The sequence below is a fragment of the Agrobacterium tumefaciens str. B6 genome, from assembly GCF_001541315.1.
GTDB classification, from domain to species: domain Bacteria; phylum Pseudomonadota; class Alphaproteobacteria; order Rhizobiales; family Rhizobiaceae; genus Agrobacterium; species Agrobacterium radiobacter.
This window is the reverse complement of the sequence record NZ_LMVK01000049.1, coordinates 142215-156326: the sequence shown is the minus strand read 5'-3', so window position 1 is coordinate 156326 and position 14112 is coordinate 142215. Positions and strand designations below refer to the sequence as shown.

Here is a 14112-nt window from a genome sequence, read left to right as displayed (position 1 = left end):
AAACGACAAAAACTGCGAAATTTGCGGGCAGTGCCTTCAGTTTTCCTATTAATATTTAGTTTGACACCAGTTGCTATCATTGCGGCCAAGCTCAGCTGTTTCTTTTCTTGAAACGATGGATCGAATGAGCATGGCTCGGCAAGGTTGGCTTGTACCATGTCTTTCTCATGGCAAAGATGATCAACTGCAGGGTGAACTCTCGGAGCTTTCAAAAGTTTATCGGGAAAAGTTTCAAACCGATCTACACACTAAGTCTGGCGACATCATCAATCCTGGCGGGGAATTTCTGTACATTTATCTCGATAAAGAGAATTATCGGTTATGTCGGCAAAGAATGGTTCTAGTTTCAAATGCTTCAGATGGATTGCTTGCCACGACACTGGAACCCTATTCTGATGGTTATACATTCCGGCAGGTGAGGGCGCAACTGCAAGCCTTAAGCGGAGACGGTGGTCGGATCAACTACAGCAAAAATGAATATTCATCCTCGTACTTTCTAGCAATTCAGGCCAGCAACGAGTTCGAACGCATAGGAGTCGTCCGGAACACTTTTGGTCAAAGCAAGGACGTTTGGAAAAGGAAAATGCCAAGCGCCGGCCAACCATTGGATTATCTTTTGATCGCTGTGGGCTGTTCAGCTTTCCTCCCGGAGGCTGCTCTTGAAGACGTGGAGTTAGATGGTGCTATCTAGTTTTTATGGGGCGGGATTTCGAAGTCTATGTCGTTTTGGTTGTTGCATCATAGAGGTGCTTATAAAATCTTCTGTTAAATCAAGGAGTGTCTGAGAACTTTGTTGAATTAATTATTAATGAATAAGACAATTGTGTTCGCTTGTAATTTTCGCCATGTTCATCGTGGGCTGATAAATGTTATATTTAATTCTTCTTCTTGTGTGATCGTGGTGATATTAAAGAGAGTTACAAAATTATTTCGAAACAGGATTTTTCGGCAATGATTAGAAATATAAGCTCGTATAGATTATTACCAGGCTAGCTTAGAACACTTTTAGAAAAACTAGCGATGGGTGGCGATGTTTGCCGAAAACACAGCCTGCTTTTAGAAGAGGATAACGTTTATTTCGTTACTAAATGACATTGGAAACATGCAAAATAACAAAGTCAAGACACACTCAATCACATAGATTAGCCGACTTTATTAGGTGTCGGCGACGGGAATTATGCGGAAAGATCGCATGACCCTAAAGCAATGATCGGATAATTGATAAGGTTTCCGATCTGACACTCTCTTGGTTCCGCTCCACCAGCCTCCCCTTCATCGTCCATCTCATCGTCGTCATCTTCTCCTTCCTCAGTGTAATTTCCTCCCCGGGCATAAAAACCGTAGTTTTCATTGTTGATTATGTCGGTCCCGAACCGAACAAAGCAGTTGCTTGGCATAATCGCCAAAAAGAACTGATTTGTATGTGGGCCTTGATAGTAGTTGACGAGGCCACCTTGATCGCACCTTTCCTGCATAACTCGATTCAGGCTGCGTGCATTCATCAGCCACGGCGGTATTGCAGTTGCCATTGTTCCGAAGTTAGAGGAGTTGGACGGTAGGTTTCGACGCAAGGCGCATTGGCGTGCAATATCTTCACGAAGGTATACATAGACCAGCTCTTGTCGAGAGTGGATGTACTCGTCATCAAACTCACCAAGTCTAATCGCGGAAGGCTGAAAGTATACAGTTTCGGACAGTAACGCTCCGAAATCCGTTCTCGCCTGTTCCAAGCGACTCTTCATCTCGCCGGTGCGCAGGATAAGCGTCAAATCTCGAACCTGCCAATTAGCTACCGTCATCGCAGTGTTGGATGTACTACAAATACCTGCCGCTGGTAAGTCTGAGCCGTTGGTTTTTATATTGACTAAGGAAGCCCATTGACGTCATTGGTGACCGTTTGATGCCGTGTGAACACGACAGATTGATAGCATTGACTAGCGCGTTTGAATTTTCAGCTGCTGAGCCTCGACATGTTGTCGCAAAATTCGCCCTGGACCCGCCCAACGATTTGTCGTCACTGTCAAGGTTTGACCTGCACTTCATTTGGGGCCCACATACACCAAAAAAATGCTGCATAATTCTCGGGGCAGCAAGTCGGTTACCCGGCCGCCGTGCTGGACCGGGTTGAATGGTGCCCGTAACTTTCGGTAGAGCGGACGGCCAATACTCAACTTCAAGGAATCTCACCCATGCGCGCCGGCGGGGAACCGGAGTTCCCTTCAGTGAGCGTTATTAGTTCGCCGCTCGGTGTGTCGTAGATACTAGCCCCTGGGGCACTTTTGAAATTTGAATAAGATTTATGTAATCAGTCTTTTAGGTTTGACCGGTTCTGCCGCTTTTTTTAAAATTGGATTTGTAATAATAAAACGCAATTGTTTGTTATTGTGGCGCTCTATCATAGATGTCGCTATAAACCTATTCAGCACAATATATTGTTTTCATTTTAATATTGTACATATAAGTAGTAGGGTACAATCAGTAAATTGAACGGAGAATATTATTCATAAAAATACGATAGTAACGGGTGATATATTCATTAGAATGAACCGAAACCGGCGGTAAGGATCTGAGCTACACATGCTCAGGTTTTTTACAACGTGCACAACAGAATTGAAAGCAAATATCATGCGATCATAGGCGTCTCGCATATCTCATTAAAGCAGCTGGAAGATTTGATTCAAACTCCATTGAGAGCCCTGACTATGGCATTCGCGTTTGAACCTTCCAGGTTGAGAGACGATAGCCCCCTACCAGTATGAGAGAGGTCCTCGTTCAGCACGTCGCTTGCCTCCTGCACTACAGATTTCATTTCTGGAACTTGCACGCCGATCACTTCAGCTATCTCAACCCAGAGCACCAAAATGTGCTTCACGTCCTCACTAAGGTAGCGATGGTTCATGTTTCTTGGAGTTTCGATATCAGCGTAGCCCTCAAAGGTCTCATAGAATTCTCTTGCGTTGCTGGCGTGCCCACCATACCATTTTTTGCAGTATGCGAAATCCGTCTCGGACTCAAGTCCAAGCGCATTAACAATCGTAAGGCGTTCCTCGTCTATTGCGGTAACACGCGTGATGGCTTGTGGGACAAACTTCCGGTAGAATTTTGGGATCGGCGATATCCCTTGCTCGATGGTATCTTTTGCAGCGAGAATTCCAGCAGGGTGAGCAACAGGGTTGGTATTTGAAAAAAATATCGACGCGGGATTTTGATACCACTGAAGCCGATTTGGAAAGAGAATCTCGAAGCCCCCCCTAACCTCTTCGCTCAAAGCCTGAGTTGACGCAACTTCGAACGTTCTCTTCACACTTAGCATTAGCACCTGTGCATTGACACGGCGGCATGCATAGGGAGATGTCGTTGCTTCGATGACGGCGATAGGTGCAAAAGCTGGAGTTAAAGTCTGCTTGCATGCCAGAGACGTTGCGCTACCGGGCAATGCTACGAGGACCGAGCTGCTCAGATTGAAGTTCGCCAACTCGCAAAGAATTCCTTGCTGGCCCATGGTCGGGACCGTAAGAAAAATGAACGCCGCGCCTGAAATCGCTGTTTCAAGATCATCCTCCAATTGCGGCTGAAAGTCGCCTCCATAGTCCGGCCCTACTAGCTCCAAGGAGCCAAGGGACCTCACAGAGTTGAAGCTGTTCCTGTTGGAGATTGGCGCCCAGATTGAGGACACCTGGCCGAGCCTCCGGGCGAGATCACCTGCAAGAGTAAGAGCCACGTTTCCCGCACCCAAAATTGCCACTTTAGCCATTTGGTAGATTGCAAATATAATGGTTTGGCGATTATCCTTGAGGCCACACCTTTAAATAGATCAATGAATGGGCAAGTATTGACTTGCGATAATCCTTTAACTTTCTGCCTACCATCAATGTGGATGAGTTGTCGGTAAAAAGGATCCCTGAAAGCGACGTTGGATGTTAACATCTACAAATTGCCTTTTCTTATCGACCATGTACGTAAGCGCTTACGTTTTTGGTGGACCCTTGAGGAAACTGGTAGCTGTTGTGGGCCTGTGGTCTCAAGATGGATCATTAATTTCCACCTTCACCTACGATGGGGGGCATCGCACCGGTGAGTAATATTGTACGGCTAAGAGCGAATTTGGCCTGTAGACCTCAATTGCGAGCTTTCTAATTTCAAACTATTCGGGCCTAACTTTTGGTGTGATGATGCTGACTGGCAGGATATATACCGTTGTAATTTGAGCTCGTGTGAATAAGTCGCTGTGTATGTTTGTTTGATTGTTTCTGTTGGAGTGCAGCCCATTTCACCGGACAAGTCGGCTAGATTGATTTAGCCCTGATGAACTGCCGAGGGGAAGCCATCTTGAGCGCGGAATGGGAATGGATTTCGTTGTACAACGAGACGACAGAACACCCACGGGACCGAGCTTCGCGAGCTTTTGTATCCGTGGCATCCCTGGTCCGGGCGATTTGTTCACGTCCATGAGGCGCTCTCCAAAGGGACGCATATTTTCCGGTGCAGCCTTTCTGGTTCTTCTTCTGCTCGACTTCTTGAAGTCCCAGCATGGATGTTCGACCGCTCCGCAAGCGGATCTTGGCGCAACCAGCCGGTTCCGCACGTCGATCTCGCGAGCCTGCATACTTTGGCAAGATTGCTGAATGACGCTGATGCTTCATCGCAATCTGCGATAATGGGGTAAGTATCCGGTGAAGGCCGCAGGTCAGGCCGCCTGAGCACTCAGTGTCTTGGATGTCCAGTTCCACGGCAGCAGTTGCTCAAGCCTGCTGATCGGAGCGTCCGCAAGGTCGGCGCGGACGTCGGCAAGCCAGGCCTGCGGATCGATGTTATTGAGCTTGGCGCTCATGATCAGTGTCGCCATGAACGCCGCACGTTCAGCACAACGATCCGATCCGGCAAACAGCCATGACTTCCTGCCGAGTGCATAGCCTCTGAGCGCTCGTTCGGCAGCATTGTTCGTCAGGCAAATCGGGCCGTCATCGAGGAATGACGTAATGCCATCCCATCGCTTGAGCATGTAATTTATCGCCTCGGCGACGGGAGAACTGCGCGACAATTTCCCCCGCTCGGTTTCGAGCCAATCATGCAGCTCTTCGGCGAGTGACCTTGATCAGGCCACCGCCACGACCGCGGAAGACGAACAGATGCCTGCACATCGGATCGCGCTTCAGCGTCTCTTGCACCATCAGCGACAAACCGGGAAAGCCTTTGCGCATGTCCGTACTTATGTCGCCACTTGGGAGGGCTTCGTCTACGTGGCCTTCGTGATCGACGTCTTCGCCCGTCGCATTGTCGGATGGCGGGCGAGCCGGACAGCACATGCAGGCTTTGTCCTCGATGCCCTCGAGGAGGCTCATCATGATCGGCGTCCCGCTCATGGCGGCCTAGTGCATCACTCGGATCGCGGTGTTCAATACGTGTCCTTTCGCTATTCCGAGCGGTTGGCAGAAGCAGGTATCGAGCCATCTATCGGAAGCGTCGGCGACAGCTACGACAACGCCCTCGCAGAAGCGATCAACGGTCTTTACAAGGCCGAGGTCATTCATCGGCGTGGACCATGGAGGAGCTTCGAAGCGGTCGAGTTCGCTACCTTGGAATGGATAGACTGGTTCAACCACGGCGGCTTTTGAAGCCCATCGGCAATATACCGCCAGCCGAAGACGAGGATCAGTATTACGCCATGCTGGACGAAGCAGCCATGGCTGCGCATTTTAACGAAATGGCCTCCGGCAAACCCGGTGCGGTTCACTTGTTGCGTGGGAAAGTTCACGGGGCTCCGCGCACGAGCCTTCTTCGTAATAGCCATATCGATGTGGCCTTAGCATTTGCAATTGTCCGCCTCTCTCCTTCATCTACTCAAGTAGCGCTACTTACAATCGGAAATTGGATACGAGAAACAGGTAACAGGCCATTGCTGCAAGCACCGCGAGACCACGACGCCAGTCGCCGGTCCGCAGTTAGCGGGAATAGCGACCGAGGGTCCGAAAAAGTCTGCCCAAATCTAGCGCTTTTTTGCTAGAACTTTGAGAAAAGGTGGCAGGATATATCGAGGTGTAAAATATCATTTGGGCATTGATCATAATGGGTTAGTTGATGTTTTATTTTTTCCGCTACTCGGTTTTGTTTCAGTTATTCGCACCCGCTAGAATGGGTGCCGTGAAGTTTTACAATAATTAATCCGAGCCCAAATCTGAGAAATTCGCATACCCTACTTGGACTTCTAGGGACGCGGCACAAGAAACTAGCAAATTTGGAATTTTCGCTTAATTTATGTAAGATTGGCCTGTTTCCGAATTATTAAAGATATTGTTCTCTTAAGAGATAATCCAGTAATTGAGAATTCGTGCCAATCCATTTTGTTTTGATTGTCTTGTAAAGTTTTTCCTTTCGACCCGCTAATCACGGATTGAAAAATCAACGCTTCACTCCTTTCGACTTTTTTAAAGCCGTTTCTAAAATGAAATTCTAATCTTTGAAAATGGAAATTTATGCTATATGACTTTATCGCCGTGAATAATTAAAGGAGATTCAGACGGAACTTTAGGCGCTCATTTCGCGACTGGCCCACGGATGATGTAAAACACTACCTAACAAATTTGAAAAAGACGCCAACCACCGATATAGCCGGTCCAAAGTCGCATCCACTGAAGTACTCATGATCTTTTGAAGGGTAAAAATGTGCTTTAGGTCCACTAATTCCCCTGTTGAGTAGGTAACGCCTCAATATATGGAAATTGCCTCCGAATTTCTCAATTCAATCTTTTGGCATTGTGAGCGGACTCCTATAAATATTAGAACCTCTGCCCTTGCACTCGCCATCGAAACATCGAGCAATGAGTTATTATTGGATAGACTTAAGGCGCAAGCCCGCCGGAAGCGTAAAAAATTTAATAGATGACCAGCAAAATTTGATTAAGCGCACTTGGAGTAGCAAATTTCAAATTCCGGATACCAGCGAAGTTGTTGAGACAAGCAAGCTATACTTTCTATACGGGACGAGCGAATTGCTCAAAGATTTCAATGAGCAAACTGGTTCTCTCCTGATGGATGAAAAAGCGACGTGGGGGGTGTCTGACTTAGGCCCCTGGCAGTTGCCGTTAGGCTTCGTGAATGCAAACCTCTTCACAACCTACATTGCGCTGTTCAAGAGCAACCTGTTCAAGGCTGAGAAGCACGACTTTGTCAAATGCTCGCGCTGCGCGGTTAAGGTCAACTATCCTGTCGTCGCCGTCGGGTCGCTCCCGTAACACGCGATGACAAAATCAGAGCTAGGTCGCAGTACTATCAAGCGAGGCGCCTTAAATCTCTTGTTATCTAGTTTATTTACACCATTTCGTGACTGTACCGTTTCTACTTAAATGTTGTAATGTTGCCTCCTTAATAATAATTGATCGTGTGATTTTTAATATTTACAGATGAAATTAATCGAAATTCCTACTGAAATATTTTACAAAAATGTTGTCTCTTTATTGCCAAATTCTAAAAATGCATAAATCGTATTCCATTGTAAATGATTAAAGATTTTAACTGTTAAATTGCAAGAATTGCGAAAGAGGGCCTTCCCGCTTTTCGACATTGAAAAAAGAATTGGTAAAATTCAAACACGAGAACAGTATAACTGATAAAAATGTGGAACTGAAAATTGATCTGATAATGTCCAGTATCCTCCCCTTCATCTTACACTTTACGTTCGCTATTATCATACACTTTAGCGTAATTTGCCAGGGTGGTGTAGCATGCGCACCCCATTTATAATTAACTGAAAATTTCAAATCGAATTTATGACAAGATTCGGAGGCCCACTATCCGACAGGCGTGAAGGCTTTCGGCTCGCTTTTGACATTTTGTGCCAGACTTTTTTTGTGGGTCGCTACCGCCTCGACTTTTTGTATGGTTAAGAAGGTCGTAGCTGTAATTTTGGGATCTTGTAGAAAACTAACACATTATAAATCAATTGATGTTTTCAGACCTCAACTGGAAACCCAGAAATGGAGTATAATCGTCCACATTTCCAACCGACTTATGTCAATTTCTTATCCGCTTCTCAGGTGGGAAACTCCATTCTTGCTGGATCAAAGGAAGCGTATTTAACGTATCTAAATTCAACCCTCGCGAGCGCTCAGAAATCGTGGGCGAAATCTATTATAAAAGCTGGGCTGATGATATCCGACGAGAACTTAGAGTGTTTTTCCGAAGTGCCATGTTTGCACGGTCCTGATTTCGACAGTCTAGATGTCGTTCTTCCTGACTATGACCTATTGTATTTTTACGGTACGTCACACGAAGTTCAACAATTTGTGGAGTGCGGAAACTTTTTGTGCACACACGCCTCAAGATTTGTGGCATGTACTGAATCGCCTTACACGGAGGGAGTGACGGCCCAAACCATACGCAACTGGTATAACATGATTTCGCCTTGTTCTCGACTTTCGTTGAATGATGTGGGGGCGTTCTTCGCCTTTCTTCCGAGTGTATCCTTTTTGAGTACGGTACACACCGTTGTCGAAATCCATGGTACACATGTCCGCAAGTTTCTTGCTCCGGCAGCAGGTTCATGGTTTAGAGGTGAAGTTGTCGCGTTTGGAGCCGCCTTTCCTCCGCGGCCTGAGCTCCGACCAACCGCAAGCGTTGTCAGTGTTGCAAAGCGCTCTGTGTGGGCCTACTTTAATTGCTTCCAGTGTTAAATTGGCGAAAGGCAATAATATCGCAAAATATTGTGTTGTAAAATGTAATTATGTTTTAATTTCATGGAAATGTTTGAGCATAATTTTTATTAATGTACTAAATTACTGTTTTGTTAAATGCAATTTTGCTTTCTCGGGATTTTAATATCAAAATCTATTTAGAAATACACAATATTTTGTTGCAGGCTTGCTGGAGAATCGATCTGCTATCATAAAAATTACAAAAAAATTTTATTTGCCTCAATTATTTTAGGATTGGTATTAAGGACGCTTAAATTATTTGTCGGGTCACTACGCATCATTGTGATTGAGAAGATCAGCGATACGAAATATTCGTAGTACTATCGATAATTTATTTGAAAATTCATAAGAAAAGCAAACGTTACATGAATTGATGAAACAATACAAAGACAGATAAAGCCACGCACATTTAGGATATTGGCCGAGATTACTGAATATTGAGTAAGATCACGGAATTTCTGACAGGAGCATGTCTTCAATTCAGCCCAAATGGCAGTTGAAATACTCAAACCGCCCCATATGCAGGAGCGGATCATTCATTGTTTGTTTGGTTGCCTTTGCCAACATGGGAGTCCAAGGTTTCAGGGAAGCTTCGCAAATGAGGGCGCCGACGATTTTAAGGACTTCTGGGTCTATGCCCGAAGTGTCGAAATCCTTGGTATCAAGCACGTGAAAGCTTACCGGATAGTTTTTGACGGTTTGTTCAAAAAAAGTCTTTATATCCAGCATGCTACCCCGGCTCCCATCTCCTGGGACGGTGAGAATAAAGCGCGCCTTCGTACCAGGACGCACTGTCTCCACGACACTGTGGAAAAAGTCAGTGGCGTCAACAACATGCACGTCGAACCCGAACCTTTCCTGGAGAACGCAAAGCCCGTAAGCGTGCGGGACGAGCAGGCCAGATCCTGAGGCTATGAAATAAAGGGGGGTATCACTCTTGAAGTCTTCAGCAAATGCCTCTCCAGCCAACACACACTTCCTTGCAGCATGGAACAACGCCACCGGTAGCGCTTTCAGGGATGATGCCAGGGCTGGCATAAAGCTCCAACTTTCTTTGATTTCCAAAATACCGCCAGTAAATGACGCCATTAGCATGTGGGTAGCATGGAAAGCCTGGGTTGTTTCCCCGGTGAAAAACGCACTGTGACCATATGAGGCGAGCGGAGTGTCTTGGGACTTCGTAAAGACGACTGTTTTACAAGGCTTGTTTTTCAGGCGCTTCGCTGCTTCTACAGTTTCTGGAGTTTTCCCAGACTTTGAAGACAGGACAATCAATGTGTCTGGAGCATCAGCGATTGATGGTTTGGCTTTCATTAGGTCCACGAATCTCGAAGCGGCGTAGCTAATGAAACGGAGGTTTTGCGCAACCTCGTCAGTATACGCATTCAAGCTTTTTCCAATTGCCAACCCAGCACCAGCAGATACGAAGAACACCTGCCTCAGTCCAGTGGCGGCTACACGGCGCCCGGCTTCTGCGACATTTTCAAGCTGCCTGATTGTAGAGTCGAGTTGTTGAGCGATCTCGGATGATCCGGTTGAGAGGGGTGCATACAGCATGTCCATCGATTTGGTGTATCGAGATTGGTTATGAAATTCAGATGCTAGTGTAATGTATTGGTAATTTGGGAAGATATAATAGGAAGCAAGGCTATTTATCCATTTCTGAAAAGGCGAAATGGCGTCACCGCGAGCGTCACGCGCATTCCGTTCTTGCTGTAAAGCGTTGTTTGGTACACTTTTGACTAGCGAGGCTTGGCGTGTCAGCGTATCTATTCAAAAGTCGTTAATGGCTGCGGATCAAGAAAAAGTTGGAATAGAAACAGAATACCCGCGAAATTCAGGCCCGGTTGCCATGTCCTACACGCCGAAATAAACGACCAAATTAGTAGAAAAATAAAAACTGACTCGGATACTTACGTCACGTCTTGCGCACTGATTTGAAAAATCTCAATATAAACAAAGACGGCCACAAGAAAAAACCAAAACACCGATATTCATTAATCTTATCTAGTTTCTCAAAAAAATTCATATCTTCCACACGTGAAAATGCCAATTTCTCAGACCTACCTCGGCTCTGCGAAGGCCCCCGCTGGTATCAAAAGTTTTTATTTCATCCGACATGGCGCGACCGACCTCAACGAGAAGGAAATTGTCGTGAACGGTGAGAAGCTCTGGGGCGTGCAAGGTTCCGGAACGAACATCGGTCTCAATGCAAAAGGGGAACGCCAGGCTCTGTTGGCCGGCAATGTTCTTCGGTCGCTTCCAATAAGCGGTGTTGTCTGTTCACCGCTTTTACGTGCACTTCAGACTGCCTTCATCGCTAATCCGGGCTGCCCCAGCTTCCAGATTGCAAATGATCTTCAGGAGCGGGATTTTGGTACACACGAAGGGGGCTTCGGCCCGCTTCAGATGTTTGAGGACGACTATCCCGATTGTGAATCTACTGAAATCTTCTCAATCCATGTCGCCAAGGCTCTCAAGCACGCATGTAGAGAAAACGTGCTTCTCGTCGCCCATGGCGGTGTGCTCAGGGTTGTTGCGGCACTACTAGGGGTTGCTATAACTGACGAGCATACCGCCAACGGGCGTGTTCTACATTTCAGTGTGGTTGCTGACAATTGGTCTGTGCGTGTAATCCAAAGTCCTGTGGTTATGGTCAGTGGCGTAACTCGCGGCATAGGCAAGGCCATCGCAGAAGACCTTATCAGGCACGGCTATCGAGTAAGTCTGGGTGCGCGTAACATACAAGACCTAGTAGCAGCTTTTGGCGACGAGAACGAAGCTCTTCACTACGCACGTTTTGATGCACTGGATCATAGCTCGATGAAAGATTGGGTGGACACGACCATCGCGAAATTTAACAGGATCGATGGCTTAGTAAACAATGCTGGCTGTGGCGATCATGTTGACCTCGAGAAAGAGATCAATGTTGAGCTGCTTCAAAAGCAATGGGATATCAACTGCGTGGCCCCTCTGATCATGACAAAGCTATGCATGCCATATCTGATTGAATCTGGTTCTGGCCGCATCGTTAATCTCAACTCAATGTCTGGCCAGCGTGTAGCGAATTCTTTGGTTGGCTACAATATGACCAAGCATGGGCTGGCAGGCCTCACGAAAACAACTCAACATGTGGGATGGGACCATGGCGTGCGGGCCGTTGACATATGCCCCGGTTTCGTTGCGACTAACATGAGTTCTTGGACAAATTTGATTGGACCTGATGAGATGATCCAACCCGAGGATATAGCAAAGCTCGTTCGTGCAGCAATGGAACGGCCAAACCGTGCTTTTGTCCCCAAGAATGAGGTGCTATGCATGAAGGAATCTACCCGTTGATGTCCAACAGTCTCAGGGTTAATGTCTATGTATCTTAAATAATGTTGTCGGTATTTTGTAATCTCATATAGATTTTCACTGTGCGACGCAAAAATATTAAATAAATATTATTATTATCTACGTTTTGATTGAGATATCATCAATATTATAATAAAAATATCCATTAAACACGATTTGATACAAATGACAGTCAATAATCTGATTTGAATATTTATTAATTGTAACGAATTACATAAAGATCGAATAGAAAATACTGCACTGCAAATGAAAATTAACACATACTAATAAATGCGTCAAATATCTTTGCCAAGATCAAGCGGAGTGAGGGCCTCATATCCGGTCTCAGTTACAAGCACGGTATCCCCGAAGCGCGCTCCACCAATGCCCTCGACATAGATGCCGGGCTCGACGCTGAGGACATTGCCTACCTTGAGCATGGTCTCAGCGCCGGCTTTAAGCTCAATCCCATCCCAATCTGAATATCCTATCCCGCGCCCAGTCCGGTGTAAGAACGGGTCTGTCCATCCACCTCTGTTGACTACAGCCACTGCAGCCGCATGGACCTCACGTGCCATCACTCCCGGACGTATCGCCGACAAAGCAGCCAACTGCGCGTCACGCGCTGTTTTTATAACCTTGAGAATATCACCCGACAAGGGTTTTGAACCAACAGGGAGAGGGCGGTCGAAACAGACTGCGTGCCCACGGAACAGCTGACCGCATAAGCAAACTTGTACATGTTCGCCGTCTTGCATTATCCGGCCGCCACCGGAAGTGTGGCATCTTGCTGTTCGATTGGCACCACTACCAACCATATTTAGTTGATGAGGCCAGAAACGTGGTAGCTCCTCATTTTCACCCAGCAATTGACTGTTTCTTTCAATGGCAGTCTGGACGCTAGCAAGGGTGACACGCCATTCACAAGTCCCTGGTGAAATAACTTGACGGCACTCCATGAATTGGTGACCCACAATGTCGCAGCTCTGCTTGATAGCTGCAATTCCTTCTGCATCCTTGCAGGCCCAGAGATCTTGCAAGAGCAATGTCACATCCCTGACCCGCTCCGCTCCAAACGTCCGCTTAATCAATTCGAGGTTTGAACCAGACGTATAGTTATAGTCCAAACCGATCGAGCCGGTGGTCAGGCTGATACACGCAGAGAGCGCATCCTGATGTGTCATAGGACCAGCTATTTTCCGTTCCCATTCAAACCACTCCGCGGCCACCTCGATCTCGCATCGCGCCTTTATTTCTAACGCCTCACTACGGGGCGCGACAAAAATTGGTTTTCCAGATTGATGCATCACTAACCAGACTGCCCTGCCTACCGGCAGACCCCATAGCCCGGTAAAATAATTATGGAAGTCCGGACCAGACAAGACGATTACGTCGACACCGGATTGCATCATCGCATTCTGCGCGCGTCGCACTCGATGGTGATATTGCTCTTGTGATGGCGAGTTTAGCTTGGACAGGTCCATTTTTGAATGCTGAAACTACTTCACAGGGAGCGTAGACTGTTTTTGCGTTGGCTGTTGAATGTAGGTTTGAGATAGGAGTTTGAGCTATTTACACCGTGTAGTAAGCGATACCAAATCATGTCCACGTCGAGCCCCTTGATTTTGGTGCGGAATACGTTTCGTTGTCGGCCATTTTTGACTTAAATGACACTCGCGTCATTCGATGCGTCATGATTAATAAATTAGGAGAAAGCTGCATTACTGACCCAGTGCAATGTTTCGAGGAGCTGTAGTCCGCGATTTCTTTATCGTGTAGACAATCAACCGACTTAAAATTATCGTCTGTTTCTGTACTTAATTAAAACTCATTAATTGTTGATTTTGTGATGACTGATGGCAGGATATATGCGGTTGTAATTCATTTTTATTGTCTAAATTTCTGTATTTGTTTGTTTGTTCGGTTGTAAATTTTTTTGGAAGCCCTATCCAAGTTCATCATAGCCAGCTTGAAGGGAAGGGGGCAGCCTGCAAATTGACGGGGAATGCTTTTGCTGGCGTAGGGTATCCGAGGCTCTTTTTGAGCTACACATTGAGATCGCGTGTCAGGCGGTTGAGGGAACGTT

Annotated in this window: 9 protein-coding genes and 2 pseudogenes; 5 read left to right on the top strand and 6 right to left on the bottom strand. The window is 46.5% G+C overall.

Annotated features, from left to right (window positions below; all coding sequences use genetic code 11):
• Positions 1-124: 124 nt before the first annotated feature.
• On the top strand, positions 125-691 hold the full coding sequence (locus ASB65_RS23460; RefSeq protein ID WP_233285024.1) for a RolB family protein: 567 nt from the start codon (positions 125-127) through the stop codon (positions 689-691).
• 484 nt (positions 692-1175) lie between these two features.
• Here the strand turns inward: ASB65_RS23460 and ASB65_RS23455 are convergent, their stop codons facing one another.
• The 4 genes and pseudogenes from ASB65_RS23455 to ASB65_RS29255 form a co-directional block, all read right to left on the bottom strand.
• Positions 1176-1799, bottom strand: a complete 624-nt coding sequence (locus ASB65_RS23455; RefSeq protein WP_010892367.1) for a RolB family protein — start codon at positions 1797-1799, stop codon at positions 1176-1178.
• An 878-nt stretch (positions 1800-2677) separates the two neighbouring features.
• A complete protein-coding gene (gene ocs, locus ASB65_RS23450) occupies positions 2678-3754 on the bottom strand; it encodes a lysopine/octopine dehydrogenase (protein ID WP_010892368.1) in 1077 nt (358 codons plus the stop codon).
• A gap of 933 nt (positions 3755-4687) precedes the next feature.
• Positions 4688-5089: pseudogene (locus ASB65_RS23445) on the bottom strand (IS66 family transposase); the annotation flags it as partial.
• Positions 5067-5171, bottom strand: a complete 105-nt coding sequence (locus ASB65_RS29255) for a hypothetical protein (protein WP_158006585.1) — start codon at positions 5169-5171, stop codon at positions 5067-5069. The gene ASB65_RS29255 and the pseudogene ASB65_RS23445, both read right to left, overlap by 23 nt.
• A gap of 36 nt (positions 5172-5207) precedes the next feature.
• On the opposite strand from ASB65_RS29255, the pseudogene ASB65_RS23440 reads away from it, so the two are divergent.
• The 3 genes and pseudogenes from ASB65_RS23440 to ASB65_RS29250 all read left to right on the top strand — a co-directional run.
• Positions 5208-5692 (top strand): annotated as a pseudogene (locus tag ASB65_RS23440) (IS3 family transposase); the annotation flags it as partial.
• A 1126-nt stretch (positions 5693-6818) separates the two neighbouring features.
• The gene (locus tag ASB65_RS23435) at positions 6819-7232 is read left to right on the top strand and encodes a hypothetical protein (RefSeq protein WP_010892369.1); all 414 of its coding nucleotides are present in this window, start codon (positions 6819-6821) and stop codon (positions 7230-7232) included.
• A 741-nt stretch (positions 7233-7973) separates the two neighbouring features.
• A complete protein-coding gene (locus tag ASB65_RS29250; protein WP_010892370.1) occupies positions 7974-8669 on the top strand; it encodes a RolB family protein in 696 nt (231 codons plus the stop codon).
• A 501-nt stretch (positions 8670-9170) separates the two neighbouring features.
• On the opposite strand, the gene ASB65_RS23430 is transcribed toward ASB65_RS29250, so the two are convergent.
• Positions 9171-10253 (bottom strand): SIS domain-containing protein, encoded by a 1083-nt coding sequence (locus ASB65_RS23430; RefSeq protein WP_040132232.1) that lies wholly within the window; start codon positions 10251-10253, stop codon positions 9171-9173.
• A gap of 483 nt (positions 10254-10736) precedes the next feature.
• Here ASB65_RS23430 and ASB65_RS23425 point away from each other — a divergent pair, with 483 nt between their 5' ends.
• Positions 10737-12029 carry an SDR family NAD(P)-dependent oxidoreductase gene (locus ASB65_RS23425; RefSeq protein ID WP_010892372.1) on the top strand — a complete coding sequence of 431 codons (1293 nt, stop codon included), beginning with the start codon at positions 10737-10739 and terminating at the stop codon, positions 12027-12029.
• 293 nt (positions 12030-12322) lie between these two features.
• Here ASB65_RS23425 and ASB65_RS23420 read toward each other — a convergent pair whose 3' ends face one another.
• Positions 12323-13510 (bottom strand): M24 family metallopeptidase, encoded by a 1188-nt coding sequence (locus ASB65_RS23420; RefSeq protein ID WP_080864006.1) that lies wholly within the window; start codon positions 13508-13510, stop codon positions 12323-12325.
• Positions 13511-14112: the final 602 nt, after the last annotated feature.

Bases quoted from the DNA above. Each gene is read 5' to 3' on its own strand.
- ASB65_RS23435 (WP_010892369.1), top strand. From the start codon at position 6,819: ATGAGTTATTATTGGATAGACTTAAGGCGCAAGCCCGCCGGAAGCGTA.
- ASB65_RS23430 (WP_040132232.1), bottom strand. From the start codon at position 10,253: ATGGACATGCTGTATGCACCCCTCTCAACCGGATCATCCGAGATCGCT.
- ocs (WP_010892368.1), bottom strand. From the start codon at position 3,754: ATGGCTAAAGTGGCAATTTTGGGTGCGGGAAACGTGGCTCTTACTCTT.
- ASB65_RS23420 (WP_080864006.1), bottom strand. From the start codon at position 13,510: ATGGACCTGTCCAAGCTAAACTCGCCATCACAAGAGCAATATCACCAT.
- ASB65_RS23455 (WP_010892367.1), bottom strand. From the start codon at position 1,799: ATGACGGTAGCTAATTGGCAGGTTCGAGATTTGACGCTTATCCTGCGC.
- ASB65_RS29250 (WP_010892370.1), top strand. From the start codon at position 7,974: ATGGAGTATAATCGTCCACATTTCCAACCGACTTATGTCAATTTCTTA.
- ASB65_RS23425 (WP_010892372.1), top strand. From the start codon at position 10,737: ATGCCAATTTCTCAGACCTACCTCGGCTCTGCGAAGGCCCCCGCTGGT.
- ASB65_RS23460 (WP_233285024.1), top strand. From the start codon at position 125: ATGAGCATGGCTCGGCAAGGTTGGCTTGTACCATGTCTTTCTCATGGC.
- ASB65_RS29255 (WP_158006585.1), bottom strand. From the start codon at position 5,171: ATGGTGCAAGAGACGCTGAAGCGCGATCCGATGTGCAGGCATCTGTTC.